Source organism: Clostridium sp. 1001271st1 H5 (assembly GCF_005845215.1).
Lineage (GTDB): Bacteria > Bacillota > Clostridia > Lachnospirales > Lachnospiraceae > Enterocloster.
Map to the genome: position 1 here is coordinate 137,994 of NZ_SPHO01000001.1, position 23,361 is coordinate 161,354.

Annotated in this window: 17 protein-coding genes and 1 pseudogene; 16 read left to right on the plus strand and 2 right to left on the minus strand. The window is 46.9% G+C overall.

What is annotated here, in order from left to right; all coding sequences use genetic code 11:
- Positions 1-83: 83 nt before the first annotated feature.
- A complete protein-coding gene (locus FGS84_RS00565) occupies positions 84-461 on the minus strand; it encodes a PH domain-containing protein (protein WP_138305804.1) in 378 nt (125 codons plus the stop codon).
- A gap of 361 nt (positions 462-822) precedes the next feature.
- On the opposite strand from FGS84_RS00565, the gene FGS84_RS00570 reads away from it, so the two are divergent.
- The 13 genes and pseudogenes from FGS84_RS00570 (at position 823) to FGS84_RS00630 (ending at position 19,331) form a co-directional block, all read left to right on the plus strand.
- A complete protein-coding gene (locus FGS84_RS00570; protein WP_138305805.1) occupies positions 823-3,051 on the plus strand; it encodes a response regulator in 2,229 nt (742 codons plus the stop codon).
- Positions 3,052-3,080: 29 nt separating this feature from the next.
- Positions 3,081-4,772 carry a methyl-accepting chemotaxis protein gene (locus tag FGS84_RS00575; protein ID WP_138305806.1) on the plus strand — a complete coding sequence of 564 codons (1,692 nt, stop codon included), beginning with the start codon at positions 3,081-3,083 and terminating at the stop codon, positions 4,770-4,772.
- Between the two features lie 268 nt (positions 4,773-5,040).
- Positions 5,041-6,993, plus strand: a complete 1,953-nt coding sequence (locus FGS84_RS00580; protein WP_171042509.1) for a 5'-nucleotidase C-terminal domain-containing protein — start codon at positions 5,041-5,043, stop codon at positions 6,991-6,993.
- Positions 6,986-8,116, plus strand: a complete 1,131-nt coding sequence (locus FGS84_RS00585; RefSeq protein WP_138305808.1) for a histidine kinase dimerization/phospho-acceptor domain-containing protein — start codon at positions 6,986-6,988, stop codon at positions 8,114-8,116. Before FGS84_RS00580 ends, FGS84_RS00585 begins: the two co-directional genes overlap by 8 nt.
- Before the next feature lie 101 nt (positions 8,117-8,217).
- Positions 8,218-9,225, plus strand: coding sequence for an ATP-binding protein (locus tag FGS84_RS31325; protein WP_138305809.1), 1,008 nt, complete (start codon positions 8,218-8,220; stop codon positions 9,223-9,225).
- A gap of 64 nt (positions 9,226-9,289) precedes the next feature.
- A complete protein-coding gene (locus FGS84_RS00595; RefSeq protein WP_138305810.1) occupies positions 9,290-10,681 on the plus strand; it encodes a GntR family transcriptional regulator in 1,392 nt (463 codons plus the stop codon).
- A 91-nt stretch (positions 10,682-10,772) separates the two neighbouring features.
- Positions 10,773-11,219: pseudogene (locus FGS84_RS00600) on the plus strand (FAD-dependent oxidoreductase); the annotation flags it as partial.
- A gap of 551 nt (positions 11,220-11,770) precedes the next feature.
- Positions 11,771-13,537, plus strand: a complete 1,767-nt coding sequence (locus tag FGS84_RS00605; RefSeq protein WP_243129791.1) for an FUSC family protein — start codon at positions 11,771-11,773, stop codon at positions 13,535-13,537.
- Between the two features lie 69 nt (positions 13,538-13,606).
- Entirely contained in the window at positions 13,607-14,263 is a 657-nt protein-coding gene (locus FGS84_RS00610; RefSeq protein WP_138305813.1) for a TetR/AcrR family transcriptional regulator, read from the plus strand.
- A gap of 12 nt (positions 14,264-14,275) precedes the next feature.
- Positions 14,276-15,046 carry a hypothetical protein gene (locus FGS84_RS00615; protein WP_138305814.1) on the plus strand — a complete coding sequence of 257 codons (771 nt, stop codon included), beginning with the start codon at positions 14,276-14,278 and terminating at the stop codon, positions 15,044-15,046.
- A gap of 123 nt (positions 15,047-15,169) precedes the next feature.
- On the plus strand, positions 15,170-17,416 hold the full coding sequence (locus FGS84_RS00620; RefSeq protein ID WP_138305815.1) for an excinuclease ABC subunit UvrA: 2,247 nt from the start codon (positions 15,170-15,172) through the stop codon (positions 17,414-17,416).
- A gap of 68 nt (positions 17,417-17,484) precedes the next feature.
- The gene (locus FGS84_RS00625; protein WP_138305816.1) at positions 17,485-18,459 is read left to right on the plus strand and encodes a helix-turn-helix transcriptional regulator; all 975 of its coding nucleotides are present in this window, start codon (positions 17,485-17,487) and stop codon (positions 18,457-18,459) included.
- A gap of 110 nt (positions 18,460-18,569) precedes the next feature.
- Entirely contained in the window at positions 18,570-19,331 is a 762-nt protein-coding gene (locus FGS84_RS00630; protein ID WP_138305817.1) for a YoaP domain-containing protein, read from the plus strand.
- Positions 19,332-19,507: 176 nt separating this feature from the next.
- On the opposite strand, the gene FGS84_RS00635 is transcribed toward FGS84_RS00630, so the two are convergent.
- Positions 19,508-19,888: a sporulation initiation factor Spo0A C-terminal domain-containing protein gene (locus tag FGS84_RS00635; protein ID WP_138305818.1), complete on the minus strand. Its 381-nt coding sequence runs from the start codon at positions 19,886-19,888 to the stop codon at positions 19,508-19,510.
- 187 nt (positions 19,889-20,075) lie between these two features.
- Here FGS84_RS00635 and FGS84_RS00640 point away from each other — a divergent pair, with 187 nt between their 5' ends.
- The 3 genes from FGS84_RS00640 to FGS84_RS00650 all read left to right on the plus strand — a co-directional run bounded on the left by FGS84_RS00640 (position 20,076) and on the right by FGS84_RS00650 (position 23,227).
- The gene (locus tag FGS84_RS00640) at positions 20,076-20,858 is read left to right on the plus strand and encodes a hypothetical protein (protein WP_138305819.1); all 783 of its coding nucleotides are present in this window, start codon (positions 20,076-20,078) and stop codon (positions 20,856-20,858) included.
- Positions 20,859-21,239: 381 nt separating this feature from the next.
- Complete coding sequence (locus tag FGS84_RS00645) at positions 21,240-22,520, plus strand: sensor histidine kinase (RefSeq protein WP_171042510.1); 1,281 nt, start codon at positions 21,240-21,242, stop codon at positions 22,518-22,520.
- 2 nt (positions 22,521-22,522) lie between these two features.
- The gene (locus tag FGS84_RS00650; RefSeq protein ID WP_138305821.1) at positions 22,523-23,227 is read left to right on the plus strand and encodes a LytTR family DNA-binding domain-containing protein; all 705 of its coding nucleotides are present in this window, start codon (positions 22,523-22,525) and stop codon (positions 23,225-23,227) included.
- Positions 23,228-23,361: the final 134 nt, after the last annotated feature.

Below are 23,361 nucleotides of genomic sequence, written 5' to 3' on the forward strand. Positions count from 1 at the left end.
CTGTGATGCAGATGACGCTTGCGGCTTTTAAAAGAAAAGCACATTAAAACCATGAAGGCACTCCATCCTCAATCTGCAGCGTATCATTTTGTTTTACAGCGTTCCTCCATAAAAGCCATCCATTTATCCCGCTTCATCATAGAAATTTTATCGGTTATGATTTCACCGTTCTCCTTGTCCTCATAAGTAATGGCAATCCCAATCGGCATAAAGCTCTGTGAGCATTTTTCCAGTGACCGGATATTTTCATAGGGAATAACAATGTTTTTTTCCAATAAACCGGTTGTCACAATCAGCCGTTTTTCCGTAAAATAAGCCCAGCCCTTCTTCCATTGACCCCATTTTCCAATTAGGCGTTCAATGTAACTGGCCTGAAAAAAATCAATCAGCGTATCTGATTCTTCCATTACGCCAAGTTCTACAAGGTTCTTTTTCTGCTTATCAAGCTTTGTTTCTTTCATATTTTTTTCCTCCTTATACAGCAATATTCAATATAGATACATTTTGTATGTATGTAATATAGCATAAACTCCATTCCACGTCAATTCAAAACCTGAATTCACTACCTGGAGTGTTCTTTTTCTGCCCAGCAGGTTTGTTGAAAATATGCAGATATAAGCATTGCATGCTTATGTAAAGCATGGTACAATCAATTAGTACCCATCATGAACAGGGTTGATGCCGGAAGGAAAGGTTATGGGAAATAGAGGGAACTTATAGCCTGGGGGTATATTTTTTCAGCTGTATCCTTTTATAAAACATTCCCTTTGTGGAATACCACGCAGGCCGCCATTGCCGAAGATAAGATAGGAAAATATCATAATGAATAAAGAAAGAAAATCCTCATTGAAGCTGTCAAAAATATCATTGCTAATCTGTATTGCAGCCTTTTTCTTTTCCGGGGTCAGCATATTGATTACATATGGAATGAATCAAAATGCCCAGAAAATGTATGAACATCCCTATGCAGTATCAAACAGCGCCAGGGCAATGCGCTCACGTCTGTGGGATATGAAACGTTTTTCCGGCATACTTATGACACATGCCTTTCAGTCAAAGGATGATAAAGATTCCTTTTTTCAGTCCCGCTATGATATGCAGAATGAGGAAATCGAAAATATCCGCAGGCTGTATCTGGGACCGGTTAAGGATGTAGATGACCTGCAGGAGGCAATGGATAAACTGATTGAAGTTCAGACCAAAGCAGTCGGTTATGCGTATAATCATGCAGAGGATGAGGTCAGGGAATATATGGACGCAAATGTATATCCCTATTATGACAGTGTCAGCGGGTGTTTAAAGACAATCATTGATTTTGCGGACGCCAAGATATACAGCTTAAACGTTCAGGTTAAAAAAGCCGGGATTGTATCAACCTGCATTTCCCTGATAATTGCCTTTTCAACCATTGGACTGACAATTCTGTCAAGCAGACAGGAGCGGCGCAATATAGAAGCCATGGCTGCCAGGGAACATGATTTGCGGGATGCCCTGTATCTTGCCCAGCAGTCCAGCAATGCCAAAAAGGATTTTCTTTCCCGTATGTCCCATGAAATCCGGACACCCATGAACGTCATTGTGGGTATGACAACAATTGCAGGAACAAATCTGGATGATAAGGACAGGGTAAAGGACTGCCTCTCTAAAATTGTACTTAGTTCGAAGCATCTGCTGGCGCTGATTAATGATGTTCTTGATATGTCGAAAATAGAAGAAGGAAAATTGTCCGTCAATCATGAGGAGTTTGAACTGCAGCAGCTGTTTGAATCAATTGTTCCGGCCATATACTCGCAGGCAGCCGCCAAAGGCAGTGTGTTTGAATGCAACTTCAAAAATATGGTATCAGAAACCGTAATCGGGGATTCGCTCCGGATGAACCAGATTTTATTAAACCTGCTTTCAAATGCCATAAAGTTCACACCTGCAGGAGGCATCATTCGCTTGGTGGTCAGTCAGGCACCGGTGAAAAATGGACATACAAAGCTGACCTTTCTTGTGGAGGACAGCGGTATTGGCATGAGTGAAGAATTCCTGGAGCATCTTTTTACTCCCTTTGAGCAGGAAGACGGCACCGTATCCAGGAAATATGGGGGCACTGGTTTGGGCATGGCCATTACGAAGAATCTGGTTGGCTTGCTGGGCGGTGAAATCCGGGTAAAAAGTAAACAGGGGGAGGGAACCGCTTTTACGGTAGAGCTGCCCCTGGAGGTCCCGGAGGAAGCGGACAAACCGGAAATCGGCGGCTGGGACAATCTCAAAGTATTGGTAGTGGACGATGATGAGGTGGCCTGCACCCATGCAAGTATGCTGCTGAAAAGAATGGGGATTGATGCGGACTGGGTCCAGCAGGGCAGTATAGCTGTCCGGATGGTGGTAAAGGCTCATGAGGATGCCTGTGACTATGATGTATGTCTTGTGGACTGGAAGATGCCGGAAATGGACGGTATTGAAGTGACGCGCCGTATCCGCCGGGAACTGGGACCGGATACATTGGTTATTATTATCTCAGCATATGATTGGAGCGAAATAGAGAAGGAGGCAAAAGCAGCGGGGGCAGATGCATTTATTGCCAAACCATTGTTTGAATCCTCTCTCTGCCATGTTCTATCCGCTGTTTTTGGCCAGGACAGAGACGCAGGGGAGGAAATCAAAGCATTGGCCGAATCACTTAAAGGAAAGCGCCTTCTCCTGGCGGAGGATAATAAACTGAACCGGGAAATTGCAGTGGAGCTTCTGAAGGCAACCGGTGCTGAAATTATCTGTGCGGAAAACGGCAAAGAGACGGTTGACCGTTTTAATGCCAGTGCAGCGGGTTATTACGACCTTATATTGATGGACATTCAAATGCCTGTGATGGATGGATACGAAGCAGCCAGAGCCATACGCCGGAGCAGTCATGAGGATGCCGGCAGAATACCGATTCTTGCCATGACGGCCAATGCATTTCATGAAGATGAGGCAGAGGCGCTGGCAGCAGGAATGAACGGCCATATTGCAAAGCCCATTGATGTAGACGTACTTTATAGAACCATGTCTGAATTCTTAAGATAGCAATATAGTATTATCGCCGGGAGGAAATTATGCTGGAACATTTACGGAATATGAAAATAAGGGCAAGGCTGTTATTATCGTATGCTGTTATTATCGTTATATGCCTGACGGCAAGTACCGCAGCTCTGTTCATGCTGAATAAGATTGGTAATAACCTGACTTCCTTCTATGATAACAATTATACGGTTACAGTTAATGTGTGGATGGCAAAGCGGGAAATGCAGGCTGCCCGGGCGGATATCCTGAATGCCATATTGGATTCGGATATGGATGATACCAAAGCGTCCGTGGCAAATGCGCACAAGCATCTTGGAAATATGCGTTCTGCATTCCCTGTAATCCGGGAAGCATTCAAGGGAGATATTGGGATGGTGGACCAGGTCGATTCACTTTTAGAACGGGCTGTCGTATACCGCGACCAGGTGCTGGGGCTGATAGAATCGGAAAAAAGCGGGGAAGCCTACCAGGTTATGAAATCCAATTATATCCCGCTTCTGGACCAGATGTCGGATACCCTTCAGAAGATAGCGGATGCAGCCGGACAGAATGCGCAGTTTATGGTGGCGGAGGGGGCGCACGCACAGAACGCTGCCATTGCCGTCGTAATTATAATCATGGTTTTAAGTGTGGTGTCAGCACTATTATTTGGACTTTACATTTCCAACGGCATCCGCAGGCCCGTTAATGAAATCGAGCATGCTGCCCGGAAGCTGGCAATGGGAGAGCTGGACGGGGTGCTTGTAACCTATACAGCAAAAGACGAGTTAGGGAAGATGTCGGACAGCATACGCGAATTAATCAGCTATCAGAAGACTATCATTGCGGATATCAGCGGCATTCTTGGTTCCATGTCGGAAGGGGATTTCAGGGTCCGGACTCAGGCGGAAGAATACTACAGGGGCCAGTATAACCGTATCTTGGTTTCCATGAGAGGGCTCCGCGTAAACCTTAACCGTATTCTTATGCAGATTGGCCATTCTGCAAAGCAGGTTGCAGACGGCAGTGAACAGGTATCTGCCGGAGCCCAGGCACTTGCCCTGGGGGCAGCAGAACAGGCAGGCTCGGTTGAGGAACTTGCAGCAGCCGTGCATGATGTATCGGAACGTGTAAGCGAATCAGCGGAAAATGCAGGTGATGCGCGTGTCCAGACAGACCAGGCCGGCGCACAGGTTACTGTGAGCAGCCAGAAGATGCAGGAAATGATGGACGCAATGAAAGTAATCAGCGAAAAGTCCGGTGAGATTTATAAGATTATAAAAACAATTGAGGACATAGCATTTCAAACAAATATTCTGGCTTTAAATGCTTCTGTGGAAGCTGCCAGGGTGGGTGAAGCCGGAAAGGGGTTTGCAGTAGTCGCCAAAGAAATCCGCAGTCTGGCGGACAGAACATCGGCGGCATCTAAAAATACAGCGGTATTGATTGAAGAATCAGCCGCTGCGGTTGAAGCAGGGGAGAATGCGGTTTACGCAACAGCAGGTGCGCTGGCGCAGGTTGTGGAAAGCACAAAGCAGGTTGTGATGACCGTGGATAAGATAGCAGACGCAGCTAAATACCAAAGTCAGTCCATTACACATATTACAACCGAAGTGGGGCAGATATCGGATGTAGTGCAGAATAACTCCGCAACCTCAGAAGAACTGGCTGCTGCCAGTGAGGAACTGTCCTCCCAGGCCCTGGTATTGGAAGAGCTGGTCAGCAGGTTTAAATTGTATGAATAAGCGGAAACGCTGTTTGAAGTGAAAAATAGAGATAACATCCCCTGGTTCGGGTATTTGAGCCAGGGGATGTTCTGTTTTCCGGAGGCGTTTTTATAAATCCCCGGCTCAGCTGCGTCCTGCAGACAGAGAAGTATGAAAAGAAATGTCTCATTCAGTTGTCCCTGCACTGTTTTTATGGTATAATTTTCTGTAAACTATGTCCACATGTATACCAGAAGGTAAGCAGACCAGGTTCGGCTATTATTGTTTGCAATTGGGAGGATTCAATATGAGATACAGTAGACTTTTATTAACAGCAATCTGTCTGAATACGGCTCTTATTGCCATGGGGTGTCATTCCCAGCCGCCTGCGTCAGAAGGAAACGAGAGCCGGAAAATTGAAATATCAATGATGTATCCTATGAATCTGAAGCATTTTGAGCAGCTGGTGGAGACAGAATATCCGGATATTGATTTGAAAATAGAGATGACAACAACCGCTGCCATGAATGGTGACAGCGAACGGCGTCTCCGGAATGGGCATGGCACGGACCTTGTGGTTACGACCCTTCCAACCGGGGAGGCTGGGGATTATGTCATGGATTTAAGCGCGGAGACTCTGGCCACTGTCTATCAGGGCAGTGTCAGCAGTCCGGTGATGATTGAAGGGCAGACACGCTACATTCCCCTTCCCGGGCAATACGAGGGATATATTTTAAACAAGACCCTGGCAGAGCAGCTTGGTAAGCAGATTCCGGCTACCAATGAGGAACTGAGCGATATCTTAAAGGCTGGAAAGGAACAGGGTAAAGGCATTGGGGAGGATAAGGCAATGTTTGGCCTTACCACGGTGTCGCCGGATTCAGTTGGAACCTATATCATCGGTACCCAGGTGCCGGATTTTCTGGGGACGGCAGAGGGGATTAAATGGATGTCGGATTTTAATGCCGGAACAGCCGGGTTCTCCGGTACATGGGATGACAGACTGGGCTTATTAGAAGGGTGGGCCGGCGAGGGATATCTGACAGCAGGTACATTGTCATTAAAGACAAAGAATGCTATGCCCTGTGAAGACAGAATGCTGGGCGGAACCCTGATGCTGTCCTATGGCAATGTGCAGATGTTTACAAAGTTAAACAGTGCGGACAGCCAATATGAGTTTATCATGCTTCCCTATTTAAGTGATGAGGGAAATGCGCCGTGGGTGATATCAAGACCTGACGGGTATATCGGAATCAACCGCGCTCTTGAAACGGATAAAAGCAGGCTGGATGCATGTATCCGTATCCTGAATTTATTGTCCACGCCTGAAGGACAGGAAGCATGGATGGAAGATACCGCGGCCCTTTATTCATATCTGGCCGACTATAAATCCTCCCAGGCCGTGGTGCCGGAAGGAATAGCAGACTGCGTTGAGCAGGGATACATCTATGATTTGCAGATGCCGTCCAATATCATTCGTTTTTTTGGGAAAAACATGTCGCTTGTTCTGGATTGTAAAACTGAGATAGGGGATGCACTGGCCTTGGTGGATGATTACTGCAGGAATGGTTCCTCAGAGGTAGACTATGACCAGTCCGTGGCCGGAAGTGTGGAGGAAGACCTTATCTACGAAAATTACAACACCAGAAGAGAAGAAACAGCCATCGGCAATCTGGTTGCAGATGCTGTAAAGGAATACTGCGGCTCCGATATTGCAGTCATCAACGGTGGAGGGATACGGGCCAGTTTATATGAGGGGGATGTCCGGGGGGAGGATTTGAATGCGGTATGCCCTTATTCCAATCAATTAATTGTTGTCAGGGCAAAGGGCAGGGTGATTGAAGAGATGCTTCAGAATGGCATCTCACAGACTGCCAGAGATGGGGTGCCTGGCGGACGTTTTCTGCAGGTTTCCGGCCTGTGTTATTCCTACCGGTCAATGGAGGATGAAAAACCGGCCGTGCTTCTTTCTGTAAGTCTGCCGGATGGTTCTGCGCTGGAAGAGGATACCTGGTATACGCTGGCAATCACAGATTATATGGCAGGACGCAATGGATACCTGGATAATAATGGGGACGGATATACCATGTTGAATCTATACAGTGATACTGCACCAAAGGCAAAGAATGTAGAAATCGTGAAAGAGACAGATGCCACATATGCCGATGCCTTAAGGAAATACTTTGAGAATCATAACATGGAACCCATCAGGGCAGGTTTGGAGGGGCGCATTATCATCGCAGGAGAAGAAAATGAGTAAAGCGATAAAAAGAAACTGTAAAAATAACTGGTATGTGGTTTCATTTTTCATTATAATGACAGCTGCCTGCACCCTTTGTTTTATCTGGCTGATACAGGCATCCTCCAAAGCCTCGCAGAAGGCCGGTGTGGAGATGGACACACTCTATTTACGGGAACTGACAACACAGACCATCGGGCATTTCCATACCAGTATCAACAGCCAGTTTTCACAGCTCAGAACTTCAGTGGCATCCATGAAAAAGGAGGACCTGGAAGATTCGGAATCCCTGAAGTTATATTTAGAGCAGGCACGGAAACACAATGAATTTAATTTTTTTGCACTGGTTGATGATGAGGGAAGGTACTACTGTGCAGACGGCGTGTTTCCGGGCGCTTCCAAGATTAGCTTTCTCGGCCGGCTGCTTCAGGGAGAGAAGAATCTGCTTTCCTATAATGAGACAATACTGGGAGATGATATCATCCTGATTGGGGATTCGGTCACTCCATTTGCCTTCGGGGGACACACAATGATAGCTGTATTGGCTGGTCTGGATATCAATGCCATCAACAGCCAGCTCTCCCTGAAAAGAGTGGATGCAAAAACTTATTCCAGCATGATAGACCGGTCAGGGAAGTTTATCATCAATAACAGCTATAACAGCAGGCTTACCCAAAGCTCCAATATTTTTTCAAAACTGCACAAATATGCAGAGTTTGAGCAGGGATATTCTCTGGAGGATGTCCGGGAAGATTTGAAAAACGGCGGTTCAGGGCTGTCATCCTATGAGGTTGATGGTGAAAAGCAGTATATGTACTATGCCCCCATTCAGGGGACGGACTGGTATCTGCTGACCATTATTCCGTATGAAGTGGTGGATTCCACCATCAGCGATTTAATTGGCATCCTTAACAGGAACTCCATTGGGATGATGGTATTTATACTGACGCTGTTGTCGGCCGCCTTTGTTTTCTACTATATCAGCATAAGCCGGAACGAAAAAAGGATGCAGGAGGCAAATGTTGCGGCAGAAGAGGCCCGCAGGAAGGCAGAGGAGGCGAGCCGTGCCAAAAGTGAATTTTTAAGCCGTATGAGCCATGAAATCAGGACGCCCATGAATGGGATTATTGGCATGAATACATAGCAAGGCAGAACATAAATCATCCTGAGAAAGCAGAAGAATGTCTGCGAAAGCAGGCGTTATCCACCCAGCATCTCCTGTCCCTGATAAACGATGTTCTTGATATGTCGAAGATAGAGAGCGGTAAGATTGAAATCAAACGAGAGTCATTTTACCTAAAGGACCTGCTGGAGCAAATCAGTACCAGCTATTACGGCCAGGCGGAGATTCGGGGTATTAACTATGAGACAATCCTGGAAGATGAGATTGGCGGCAGCCTGATTGGTGATTCCCTGCGGCTGAATCAGATTCTTAATAATCTTTTGTCAAATGCCATGAAGTTCACCCCGGCAGGGGGGACTGTCAGGCTGCGGATATCTGAAGTCCTTGAGACAGGCCGTGAAATCCGCCTGAAATTTGAGGTTACAGATACAGGCTGCGGCATTGCAGAGGAAAATCTGGAAAAGGTGTTTGAATCCTTTGAACAGGAAAGTTCCGAAGTGACAAAGAAATATGGCGGAACAGGACTGGGGCTTGCCATTGTCAAACGTTTTACGGAACTGATGGGGGGCAGGATTTGGGTTGACAGCCAGGTTGGAAGCGGAAGCACGTTTGCGGTGGAACTGCCCTTTGGAATAGACAGGGAAGAAGGGCTGGGGGGTATTCTGGAACAGGGAACGGAATTTTCCGGTATAGCTTCCAATCAGACGGAAAGTCATGCGAAGTTTGATTTCACCGGCAGACATTTCCTTCTGGCGGAAGATAATGAAATCAATATGGAGATTGCAGTTGAACTGATTGGGATGACAGGCGCTGCGACAGACACTGCTGAAAACGGAAAAGAAGCGCTGGAGCTGTTTTCACGGTCAGAACCCGGATACTACGATTTAATCCTGATGGACGTACATATGCCGGTTATGGATGGTTACGAGGCTACAAAACAAATCCGATGCCTGGAACGTCCGGATGCACTCCATATTCCGATTTTTGCCATGACGGCCAATGCATTTGATGAGGATAAAGAGGAGAGTGAGCGGGCGGGGATGGACGCGCATATTGCAAAGCCTCTGGATGTGGAGGCACTGTACAGAACAATCAGCCGTTTTCTGCAAAAAAATAGTACATCTGAATAAGGAGGCATGGTATAATAAAAAATAATTGCGGTTCACAGACAGACACATGATGAGGGAGACAATTTTGGCAGACAGTGAAAAAATGATTTACAATCTGGTGTATGATTATTATGAGACGAGAATCCTGATGGGGGCAAGCAGGTATGGCGAATATCTTCCGTCTATTCCGCGCATTGGTGAAAGCTTCCAGATGGCACCCCGGACCGTGCGGGCTGCGCTGGCACGGCTGGAGGAGAACAGATATATACAGATTGAGCCCAGGAAACCTGCCAGGGTCATATATCAGACTGCAGACGCTCATATCAGGGAAAACGCGGCATTTTATTTTGTTCCAAGGCAGGCGGGAATACTGGATTTCTGCCTGTCCGGCAAGCTGCTGATTGAACCGATATGGGAGTACGTGCAGACAAAGCTGGATTTGGAGACATGGTCTCGGTTGAAGCAGAAGATAGCTATGGCAGGGAATATCAGTCTGTCCGTATCAACCCGTCTCCATATCTATGCGTTTGCAGCGCTGCAGAACAGGCTGATTATGAATTTTTATTGGGAAATGCTCCGGTATCTGCGTTTTCCTTATCTCTCCGTCCATGATACACACAAGTCAAGAGACAGCAAGTTTCTAATGGATGAAAAAACGGATGAGACAGGTTTTATGAGGCAAGCATTTGAGGGGGACTTTGATAAGGGAGTTGACTATCTTATGGCCTTCTGTTCCCAGGCGGAAAAAGAATATGACCTTAAGGGAAGGGCAGAAATCCCATTCCGCTGGAATGTATACTGGCAGAGGCCGCAGATTTGCTATACGCTGGCTTCCAGAATTATCCTGGATATTATAAAGGGAATCTATCCGATTGGGGGATGCCTGCCTTCTCTGGCGGTTATGTCAAACCAATTAAACGTGTCATTTCGGACGCTGCGCCGCACACTTAGCATTTTGGACAGCCTTGGTGTGATTCGTCTGCATCGGGGAAAGGTTTCTGAAATATGCACGGAGGTAAGGGAGATTGATTTTAACCGGCCGGAAATCAGGGAGGGATTCCGCTACTACCGGGAAAGCCTTCAGTTTATGACCATAACCATGCGTCCTGTATTTCTTTATGTAATAGAAAATGTAAGAAAAGAAGACTGTGATTACCTGGTAAATGAGTTCATGCGCATGTTTAATCAGAACAAATACCGGCGCTGTTTCCAGCTGGCATTTGAATTCATCTGCGAATTCTGTCCTCTGGCTGCGGTAAAGGAATGCTATGATAACCTGGCATATTTTTTGATTTGGGGATACCCGTTTTCAATTTATTACAACGGCAGGGACAGGTTAACAGAGGATTATATCTGTAAGACCGGGGAGGCCGCACAATATTTAATGGAAGGGAAATGGGAGGAGTTTGCGGATAGTTGGAAGGCTTTGGCTGAAAATGAGCTGAGAGATGCTGCACAATATGTTTGCAGGCATTAAGATGTTTTATGAGTCGTAGTTCAAATCCGGACAAAGTTCCTGTGATTATAGACAGGAGAGCCTTAAGGACGCTGTTGCGGCGGATGATGTTCGCATGGTAAGAAAAGAAGCAGGTCCCAGGGTAATCATCATTGGCAGCGGACTTGTAGGATGCGAGACAGCCCTTTGGCTTGCAAAACAGGGGAGAGAAGTAACGGTTGTGGAAATGCTGGACCAGATTCTGGGAGGGCCTCACGGTATGCCCTTTATGAACTGGAGCATGCTGACGGATTTGATGAAATTCCACCATATCAAGGTGATGACAAGGGCGTGTGTGGAATCCATAGACGGTAAAAAAGTTACGGTGGAAAAGGACGGCAGGAACATGATTCTGGAGGCAGATACCGTCATTTCCGCGGTCGGTTATAAATCCGAAAATAAGCTGTACCAGTCCCTTCGGGATTTGAACAAACCGGTCTACAATATCGGCGATTCCGCACAGGTACATAACATTATGTATGCAATCTGGAATGCGTATGAAATTGCAAGAAATATTTAATGCTCCAGGGATAACAAAAGGATTTTTATGAAAGAGGGGAAAATGAGATGGCGAAACAATATGAACATTAAATAGCCGGAGACATCCAGTGGGTGAAAAGCCTGCCGGACCACGAAGGCTCCATAGGCGGGAAGGACTTCCCCATGCCATTGAGCCGACCAGATACACGGAGGGCTGCTACGGCGGCTCCTGCCAGATTTGCCTGGACAAAAATTACACGACAAAACCCTGCGCCGGTTTATAAATGTGGTGCAGACAGTTATCATGGGTGACATCTCTTCCGAATCGTTGTATAATCTCTTTTAGTAGAAGGAGATGACCGAAACCACATGAAACATACTTTAAAATCAGGATTGGCAAAGACCCAATTAAAATTAAAGGGGGCTTTGCCAGTCATCCTTTTTTTCTTGCTGCTATTTTATTCAACCATAGTATTGTTTGGAATTTCTTATTCGCTTCTTGTATCCGTATCAGCCACTTTATTTAAGATAAACCATAGAAAATGTCTGACACCCGGACAGCTGGCATCTTTAATTGGCACACAGTATTTAATGGCTCTGCTCAGTTTTACGGCATCCCTTGGCCTGCCGTTCTGCATTGTCCTGAATCTGACTGTGCCCTTCCTGCTGGTTTTTCTTAAGACCACGCAGTTTAACCAGCAGGGTTATTTTGCCAGCGCCATGTGTTTTGTCTTTTTGCAGCTGCGGCCCATTGGGTGGGAGATGCTGGGGATGGAAATGGCGGCCCTGACTTATAATATGGCAATGCTGTCTGCGGCCCTGTTAATCTGCTCACTGCTTAATAATAAGAAGAATGATTTTACCCTGGCCCAAAAGGGAATGCTCCTTTTGGCGAAGGCTGTTTATACAGGAATCGGGTCAGAAGGCGTATCCAATCAGCCGGCAGAGGATGCATTTTCAATTCTGGACAGTCTGTACCAGGAGGCGTATAAGTCCCGCGGCCTGACCTATGTGGTAAGTCCGAGAGGAAAAATACAATACCTGTTTGCACTGCTGTTCCAGAGAGCGGTTTATTTTCTGACCAATCCATACCAGGCGCCGTCTTTAAGGGAGGAAAGCTGCCATGAACTGTTGCTGCGTTTTGCCGGATACATAGAGTCCATTGGAAGAGGGGGCTTTGGTGTGATGCGTTCCCGGTGGGCGCAGACAGACCAGAACCGGCTGAAAGAAAAGGGAGAAGCACTTATGGCAGAGGCAGAAACCCGGGATGATATTCCGTACCTGTTTGTTCAGAATTTCCTGCGCCTGTTCCTTTTGATTTTGGAACAGATGGAGCAGATGAGGCAGAGGGAAGCATCCCAATGCTGGAAACTGCCCGGCTGCCACCATCCATTAAGGAAGCTGTTTCATGGGATGAGACTGGATATGTTCGAGACACGTTTCGCGCTGCGCCTCAGCATTGTCCTGGCGATTGGGTTCTCCTACAGCCTGGCCAGCCAGGCAAACCATGGTTACTGGCTGGCGCTGAACGCATTTTTGCTGCTGCGTCCAATGTACGAGGAAAGCGCCTCCCGGATGAAAGCCAGATTTATCGGTACCATCATCGGCTGCGTGATACTGCAGCTTCTTCTTCCCATATTTCACGGGACAGGATGGCATTTTGTATTGGCTTCAATCATGGCTGTGGGACTCTATATGGAAACAGCAGGTACCTGGCAGCAGGCTATTTTCTCCACTTGCTTTGCCCTGACCCTTACCACCCTGGCGCTTCCTCAGGCATTGGCTGCAGAATTGCGGATTGTCTATGTTGGGATGGCGATTGCGTTGGTGCTGCTGGTAAACTATTTTGTTTTTCCCACCCACCAAAAGGGACAGTTCCGCTACAATCTATGCCAGCTGTTTCATATGCACCATGTTTATCTCAGGCTTTTGGAGGACAGCTTAACAAATACGGTTGATTATGGTATTATCTGTGATGTCCAGATTCATTACCATCTGTTTCACAACCAGATACTTCAATATATAAAGAAGCTTGGAAATGAGGAAGCAGCTTTTATCAGAAACCTTCTCCAGATATCCTGGCGCATGATATCAGAAACAGAGCAGATGATATTCCTGATACATACCGGAAGAACAAAGGCCCTGGACAAAAAACAGATGGAAGACTATCTTATAGTTACCTCGTCCATTCTCAATGATATCCAAAGGATGCTGGACATGGGGGAGGAAGGGCATACTGTGTCCGGCTTTGTGAATTACAAGCGGACCATGGAAGGAGAGCCGCAGCTGTCTGCTTTAATGGAACAATACTCCAAGCAGCTATCCCGGATGTACTGGTGTGTATGCAGACGGAAATGATTGGACGCAGGAGCTAACTTATGCTATATTAAATACATACATCATGTATTTATAAGGAGAGGTGACAGCATGGGAAGAAATAAGTATCCGGAAATCACGGAAAGCAGCATCCTGGAACGGTCCATGATGCTGTTCATTGAAAAGGGGTATGAGCAGACCACGCTGCAGGATATAGCGGATGCTATTGGAATGACGCGCGGGGCAATATACCATCATTTCAAAGATAAGGCGGAAATGGTAAATGCGGTTATGGGATATATGTTTCAAAAAACAGTTCCCTTTCAGGAAATCAAAGAAAATAAAGAGCTGCCGGCCCTGGAAAAAATCAGGCAGATGATTGTGTATGCAGTGACAGCTGATGAACAGACAGATGTTTATTTTCCTCTGTCCAAATCATTTATTAATAATCCGAAGCTGGTTGCAGCCTATATGGATTTTACAAAAAATGACCTTGTGGAGATGTTCTGCGAATTGATAGAAGAGGGGATGGAGGACGGAACCATCCGGGTGAAAGAACCGAACATCATTGCGGAGCTGCTTTCCGTCATACTCAATATGTGGATTTCACCCATTGTATTCATGGATACAAAAGAAGATTTTAAAGCCAAACTACGATATGCCTCCCTTATGTTTGACAGTATCGGCCTGCCAGTCATGAATGAAGAGGTGGCAAAAGCATTTGAAAAAATAATTTCTGCTCTGCCGGACGGGCAGAATAAAGAATAGGAGAGATACAACATGACACAAGGATACCTTGCACAGGAATCAAAAAATGCAAATGCAGCTGCGAGAAAAATACTTTTCAGGACGTTCACTGTATTTTTAATTTTAATTGTGATTCTCATTCTCCTGTTAAAGGACTCTCTGGATGCCAGCGACCCGTCCGGCAGGGAAATATATTTCTTGCTGAAGATTTGTACCGGGATTGTGGTTCTTGCCATGGCGGCAGGCTTATTCAAAACAAGGCGGGTGGCTGCGAACGGTGAAAATTTAATTCTGCCCTTTGAGGGAAAAACCAGGGAGGCCGTGGGAAAGATAATTGACCAGGAGGCGTCAGAGGGACGGATTCAGGTGGAGGAGTATATTTATGAAATCAGAGAAGGAAAGAAACCAAATGGGGAGAAAATCGTCCTGACGCCTTCCTACCTGCTGCTCTGCGGCGACAGAACCAAGATAACTGCAATCCCGCGCGATAAAATTTATTGGATATGCGCCCAGGTTGGCCGTAAGGGAGGTCCCTTTATTGTGCAGCTGCAGATATATACGGAAAAGAAGATTTATAACATGGTGGGTGTTGATATCAGGCATGTCCAGAATATAGCGGATAAGCTGTATCAATACATACCCAATGTTTTCAGCGGCTATGACCCTTTTATCCTGTCTTATGAACTGGAAAAGCTCTTTGCTAAAGACAGGGCCGGTTTTTTGAGCCTGTATGAGACGGAACGAAGAAAGAGAGCTGACGGAGAGAATCCTAACATGGCATCAGTAAGCAATTCCGGGTTTTGATAACTTGGCAGATATTGGTGACAGCAGGAAAAAAATACAGCAAAAAATATCATGAAAGAACAGCGGCCCTCTGATATACTGTAATCTTACAGTCGTACATAAAACAAAACGAGGTGCGGACAGATGGCAGATATTGTTGTACACGGACTTACACAAAATAATTTGAAGCATGTCACATTCAGGATTCCAAAGGAGAAAATCACGGTGTTTACCGGGGTATCGGGCTCCGGTAAATCCAGCATTGTTTTTGATACCATTGCCGCCGAGTCACAGCGGCAGATGAGTGCCACCTATCCGGCATTTGTGCGGTCCAGGCTGCCAAAGTACCCGAAGCCGGCAGTGGAGCGCATCGACAATCTAACGGCCTCCGTGGTGGTGGACCAGTCGCCCTTAGGGGGAAATGCCCGTTCCACCGTGGGCACCATCAGCGGCCTGTACGCCAGCCTGCGGCTGTTGTTTTCCAGAATTGGAAAGCCCTATGCAGGCACGGCTTCCTGTTTTTCCTTCAATGATCCCAGCGGGATGTGCAAAACCTGTTCCGGTCTTGGAAAAATCACAACCGTTGATATAGAAGCAATATTAGACCCGCATAAATCCTGGAATGAGGGCTGTGTGAAGGATTCGTTGTACCGTCCCGGTTCCTGGTACTGGAAGCAGTATGCCAAATCAGGCCTGTTCGACCTGGACAAGCCCGTTAAAGAGTATTCAAAGGAGGAATACAACCTTCTTTTATACGGATCCCGGGATGGCGCCGGCCAGCCGGAACATCCCAAAGTAACCGGGCTGTTCCACAAGTACACCAAGACCCTTCTGAACCGGGACATCAGCGGCAAAAGCATACACACCCGGGAAAAGTCACAGCACTTAACAGCCGTGACGGAATGTACTGCCTGCCATGGAAAGCGGCTGAATCAGGCGGCGCTGGCCTGTAAAATAAACGGATATTCCATTGCGGATATGTGTGAGATGGAGCTGACACTGCTGCGTGAGGTTCTGGGGCAGATTGAGGACCGGACAGTGGAGGTGCTGGTGCAGACAATCATAGAGGGCCTGGACCGGATGATTGAGATTGGCCTTCCCTACCTTCATTTGAACCGTGAAACACCGTCCCTTTCCGGCGGTGAGGCACAGAGGCTGAAACTGGTGCGTTATATGGGCAGCAGCCTGACCGGGCTGACCTATATATTTGACGAACCCAGCGCCGGAATGCATCCGCGTGACGTGTACCGCATGAACAACCTGCTGAGACAGCTCCGGGACAAGGGAAATACGGTACTGGTGGTGGAGCATGATAAGGATGTTATATCCATTGCAGACCATGTGATTGACGTGGGTCCAATGGCAGGACAGAAGGGCGGGGAAATTGTGTTTCAGGGAAGTTACCGGGATTTGCTCCGGGCCGGCACCCTGACGGGCAGGGCCATGGTTCAGTCCCTGCCGGTAAAAGCGCAGCCCCGCAGGCCGGTGGGCAGTCTGCCAATCCGGGATGCCAGTCTCCACAACCTGAAGCATGTGGATGCGGACATTCCGCTGGGAATCATGACCGTGGTGACGGGGGTGGCTGGTTCGGGAAAAACCACGCTGATTGCCCAGGTCTTTGCCCGGAAGTATGAAAACAGTATTGTCATGATAGACCAGGGGCCTATTACGGCAACCAGCCGCTCCACCCCGGCCTCCTATCTGGGATTTTTCGATGAAATCAGGAAGCTGCTGGCACGGGAAAACAACAGGCCGGAAAGCCTGTTCAGCTTCAACTCCACAGGGGCATGCCCGGTGTGCGGCGGCAGGGGCGTTACGGTGACCGAGCTTGCATTTATGGACCCGGTTGTGACGGAATGCGAGGCCTGCGGCGGTATGCGGTATAATGAGGAGGCCCTTGCCTGCACCTACAAGGGAAAAAATATTGTGGAGCTGCTGGGACTCACCGCATCGCAGGCAATGGAACTATTTGGGGATGCCAAAATCAGGAGACATTTAAAGGTAATGCAGCAGGTGGGATTATCCTATCTGACACTGGGCCAGCCTCTTAGCACCCTGTCCGGCGGCGAGCGCCAGAGAATCAAGCTGGCAAAGAACCTGGGAAAAAAGGGAAGCATCATTGTGATGGATGAGCCCACCACGGGGCTGCATATGTCTGATATCCAGAATCTGCTTAAGCTGTTTGATACGATTGTGTCACGCGGAAATACCCTGGTGGTGATTGAACACAATCTTGACATAATGAAACAGGCGGACTGGATTATCGACATAGGTCCCGACGGAGGGAAAAACGGCGGGGAAGTAGTATTTTCAGGAACGCCCCTGGAGATGATTCAGAGCGCAAAAACCCTGACAGCTGATTGTCTGCGCTCAGCGGCGGACAGCAAGTAAAATCAAGCATGATTCTTCCGTATGCCTTATAATGGACACAGAGCGGTTGAAACGAGGTGAACACACAAATGTACGAGTGGCAGAAGCAGATTCAGATGATTGTAGATGAAATTGACAAATGTATAAAAGACTATAACGATGAAGCTCTGTCACTGCGTTTCCTTTCGCGCAGCCTGGGATATTCTGAATTTTATACATCCAGAAAATTTAAGGAGATATCGGGTATGCAGTTCAGGAACTATCTGCAGCTCAGGAAGTTAGCCTTTGCCCTGAAAGAGGTCAGGGACAGTCAGAGGAATCTTTTGGAGATTGCCTTTGACTATGGTTTTTCATCCCATGAAGCGTTTACCAGGGCTTTCAAGGAGACATACGGTGCGACGCCCAGTGAATACAGGAAGAACCCTAAGCCTGTGGTTCTGCGTACAAAAATAAGCGCCTTTGACCGCTACTTTTTAGGATTGGGAGAAATCGGCATGATTAAATCAGAAGACGGCGTTAAAATTTATTTTGTAACCATACCCGCTCACAAATTTTTGTATATCAAAAACCGTGAGAGCAATGGATATTGGGATTTCTGGCAGAAACAAAATCTTATTCCGGGGCAGGACTACGATACAATCTGCGGCCTGCTGGACAGCATCAAGGGAAAACTGGACGATGAAGGCGGGAGCGAGGCAAACTGTAAAAGCGGCCAAATCATGGCCTATATGAACGACCCGGACGGGCGGCTCTGCGGCTGGGGTTTTCTGCGCTCAGAGTGCTGGGGGGTACGGCTTCCATATGATTACAAAGGGGAAGTGCCGCAGCAGATGCTTTTGGCTGATATCCCTGAAGCAGAGTATATTGTATTTGAACACGGGCCCTTTGATTATGAACAGGAAAACCGCACTGTGGAAGAAAAGATAGAAAAGGCAATGGCAGGATTTGATTACACTGAAACAGGCTGCTGCCTTGATACCACACCCGGCAGAATCATGTATTTTTATTATAATCCGGAGCAGTATTTTAAGTATATCAGACCTGTGCGGAAGGTGCAGCCGTAGTCTGCCATGCAGGGTTGTACCATTTTGTACAATACAAAGTGAGACTTTAGGTTTATAATGGTATAAATATAGTCCATGTCAATGTGATGGACAAAAAGTGGAGGGCCGGTATGGAACTGATAAAACTGACGCATGAAAATCTTGAAACAGAGCACATTTGCTGTGCCATTGCAAATAATAAGGACTGCCAGGTGCTTTCGAAAAAAGCATGGTTAAAAGAGAGACTGGATGAGGGGCTTGTCTTTTTAAAATGCAATGTACGGGGAAAATGCTTTATTGAATATATACCCGCTGAATATGGGTGGGCGCCCATAGAGGCGGAGGGTTATATGTATATAGACTGCCTGTGGGTATCGGGGCAGTTTAAAGGACACGGGTATTCCAATCTTCTGTTGGAAGAGTGCATCAGGGACAGCAAAGCCAAAGGAAAAAAAGGACTTGTTATCTTATCCTCCAAAAAGAAAATGGGATTTCTTTCAGACCCTAAATATATGAGGTACAAAGGGTTTGAGACAGCGGATACAGCCAGTCCTTATTTTGAACTGATGTACCTGCCGTTTGATAAAAATGCAGCAAAACCCTGCTTTAAATCTTCTGTGAAAGAAACAGAACAGAGAGGCATGCAGAATGGCTTTACCATATACTATACCAGTCAATGTCCCTTCACGGCAAAGTATGTTCCCATTCTTGAAAGCATGGCAAAAGAGAGAAATGCGGAATTCCGGTCCGTTCATATTCTCACAAGGGAACAGGCTCAAAATTGTCCGGTACCATTTACAACCTTCAGTCTGTTTTATAATGGCGGGTTTATAACCCACGAAATACTATCTGAAAAGAAATTTGACAAAATCCTGACGGAAAGAGGATTGTAATCAATGTAATCAGTGCAGACAGGACCGACGGTGTCCGAGGGTATCACGGCGGCAGCGGCGGACCTCGGAAGGCTTTGTCCGGGTGTTCCGTCTTGCTGCTTCTGTGCGCCGGCCGTATCCTTGCATCCGGCTGCGGCGTGTACCGCGATGTAAAAAGGGGGAAAAGCGGGGCGGTATTATTCCGCCTCCTGCTGGTAATAAGAATCCGCAATCTCATCACTGGCACCTCCCATCGCTACATAATTAGCCAATGCATCAATAAACGCCCCGTTGCGGGGCTTCTGGCTCAACTCGAAATTAAAGATTTCGTTTAAAAGCCTCCTGTCCCCGTGGAACCAGATGGTATTGATAAGGGTGCGGATATTCCGTTCCACACATCCGATGGATGTCTGAAAGCGGGCAGCGATATCCACATACAGACCCTTGGAAATATAAGCCAGCAATGTAGGGTCCTGGGCGGTTCTGCTGACGCCGTAGATTGTGTAACGAAACCCTACATAGGAGTTGTTGACACCGAGGCGCCGGAGCAGGTTACTGATTTCTCTTTCGTATTTCATATTTATCCCTCCTTGGTTTTTGTTACCAATGATACGTTAAACGCAGAGGAGGGGATTGACAAGGGAGAACAGACGACAAAATTGATATAAATATGTCGAAAAATGCGAAATTCGTGTTTTTGTCAATTCCGCCGGCCGTGTCCCGGCAGAATAGAGCGCGGAAAAAATGGACCAATGGCAGGAGAAGATGAATAAACGTGACATACGCAAAGAGGAAAACAGGCTTTTTGAGAATTGGAAAGAGCTGGCCCGGGAGCCGGAGAAAATTGTTGCAGACGGTGTCGTGGATATTGCCGGATGGGAAAGGCTTCCGGAGGGAAAACGGTTCCTGTTTGTGCTCAGGGATAAAAACGGGGGAACCGGTGCAAAGTACCACAATGATTTCAGGCGGGAGCTGGCTGAGACAGGCAGCGGGTGGAAGACCTGGAACAATATTGCCAGGTGGGGACAGGTTTTGCTGAGTCCTGATACGGAGTACCATGACGTCAAATATCTGGACAGGCAGAAACGGAGCGAATTGCTTCGCTCTCTGGCAGTCATGAACCTGATGAAGGATTACGGCATGAATTATACAGACCGGAACAAACTGGACCATATCACGGAGGATTCCCGCCACTGCGGTCTTCTGAGGGACCAGATAGGGCTGTATGAACCGGATATGATGATTGCATGCGGAATGGGTTCCGGGGGACACAAAAGCAACATGGACATTCTGATGGAAATATATGGGATGAATCCGGGGAATATCCGCCGGACCAGGGTAAATGGGCGGTCATACCGGTATTTTATCCTGCCTTTGCCGGACCGGCAGGTTCCGGTCATTGAATTCTATCATCCCCAGGCAACACAGGTGTCTGCTTACGGCAGCAGACGGGGACATGAGCTGTGGAAGGAGATGTTTGAGGACATTCGGAAACTGGGAGATATACAACTGTCTGCTTTTGGGGAAGGCACAGGCAGGAAAGCATGACAGAGCGCACGGCAGAGGTCAGCAGGGGAAAGTAAAATGTAAATAAAGACAGATAAAAGGAATCAATACCGGGAATGGATGCCCGGTGGTTGATTCCTTTTTAAATTCTCATGTTTTCCCGTTGACAGGCATCAGTAAAACTAAAAATATACATTTTTTTCTAAAAACTCCTTTACAGGAGGTACTGGTTCATTGGTATAATGATAAGGGGGGAGGGGGATTTTTTGAGACTCTTTTACTTATCGCAGCGTATTACGGCACATGGAAGGGGGGAATATTGGTTTTGGCACGAATGGTCCGTTTTTTGCGCGAATTGGTGGCTGATACCTATTGAAATTATGGGAGGGGCATGAGAAAATGGAAGAATTCCTGATAAATTTTATGAAGGCATTATTGTGCTGGTTCCTGTTAAGCAATGTATTGGGAACTGTGAAAGGAAAATTCAGCCGGCCGGCAGCCGGATGCATCATTCTGGCCTTATCGGTCACGTTGATTGAGGCGTCCCTGCTTCATCCGGTTATACGGCTGGCATGGGTCACTGGTATGCATGTCCTGTATTCTTACTGCTGTTTTTGCGGAAACAGGACTGCCAGGATTGCGTGGGGATGTATCTACATGCTGTCTGTCCTGATTTCCGAACGGGCGGTGTTCAGGGGCTTTGATGTCATTTGTCAGGGCAGTCTCAATCAGATATTGGGTCCGGGTCCGGACCGGGGCCTGTTTGTACTGATTTATCTGCTGTTCAATCTTCTGGTTATATGGGGGGTGATTTGCCTCCGGCGGAACCGTATGGTGCTGCCGTTAAAGGCCAGGGTTATGGTCCTCACCATTACCCTGGGAGCATTGTTTCTCCTGGACCAGTTTGCAAATATGGCGGTTGCCATTAATGAGCTGGAAGCCTATGATGACATATCAATTATGGCGGACATAGTATGTATCCTTCTGCTCTTGATTGAAATATCCATGGTTTGCATTATCATCTGGTTCGCCAGGGTATGCGAGGAAAAGAACATTCTTCTGACAGAGCAGCAGAAGACAGAATCCCGGGAAATGGAGTATGAAACTGCACGCAGCGCTGCAGAGGCAATGCAAGTATGGCGCCATAACATCAAAACCCATGCACAGGTCGCAGTGGGACTCATTGATTCAGGCCATTTCCAAAAGGCTAAGGAATACATTATACAGCATGTTGATACGATGGATGTTCCAAGCGTAATAGCTCTTAGCGGGAACATTGTGCTCGATATTTTATTAGCCGGTAAGTATATGCAGGCAATCCGCCTGGGAATCAGGGTACGGTACATAATCCAGCGCTGTGAATGCATGCCTTTGGACGATATAAGCATTTCAGTGCTGTTCGGCAATATACTTGAAAATGCCATCGAGGCTTGCAGCCATGTAAAAGACAGGAGTGAGCGCTATATTGGGCTGGAAATACATGTAAAAAATAATTATCTTCACATCAGGGCGGAAAACAGCTGTGACGGTATTTATAAGGGATACGGAGCTAACCTGGACAGCCGCAAGAAAGAACCGGGCCATGGTATCGGCCTGAAGGAAATTATAAGGATTGCAGAGCGGCAGGACGGAATTTATTCGGTAACTCCCGGAAAAAACCTGTTCCGCCTGATTATTGCCATACCGATTAAGGATGAGAGGTAAACATGTCATATATACAGGCAGCGGTTATTGAAAATGAAGAAATGTACAGAAAACAATTGGAGGAAAAACTGAATTTATGGGCTGAAAAAGATGGCAGATGCAAAATCGGCATAAGATATTTTTCCAGCGGAGAGGAATTCTTAAAGGTAGATGAAACGGATTATCATATTATTTTCATGGACATAGAACTGGACGGCCGCCTGGACGGCCTGGATACAGCCCGCCAGGTGAAGGAGCGCGGTTCCCATATACCCATTGCTTTTCTGACGGTTCACGATATCTATGTATATGAAGGATACAGCGTAAATGCCATTGCCTATATTCTGAAACCGGTGAGCTACGAAAATGTGTGCAGATGCATGGAGACGGCATATCAAAGGATGTACTGGTCAAAGTATATTCATAAGAACAGGGAACAGATGATTTCAGTTTACTACAAGGACATACTTTATTTTCAGTCAGATTCCCATTACACAGACATTGTCATTGAGTCGGGCAGAATTTCACATAAGGTTGCCCTGTCCGAATTATCAGGGCGGCTTCCGCACCAATTTGTCCGCTGCCACAGGACAGCCATTGTCAATATTATGCATGTGAAATTTTTATACAAGAAGGAAATCGTATTGACGAATGATACCCTCCTTACAATCAGCAAACCGTATTATGAATCAGTGACAAAAATTTATCTGGAGTGGAATTATATGTGATGGCAGGGAAAGTATAAGGAATCATAAAGTATATACATGGGATGAATCTATATGAGATGGATGCTGCAGGCAATGTGCCGGCGGCCTCCATCTTATTTTTTTACAAATCCAATCCGACCGGCAATTTTCTCAAT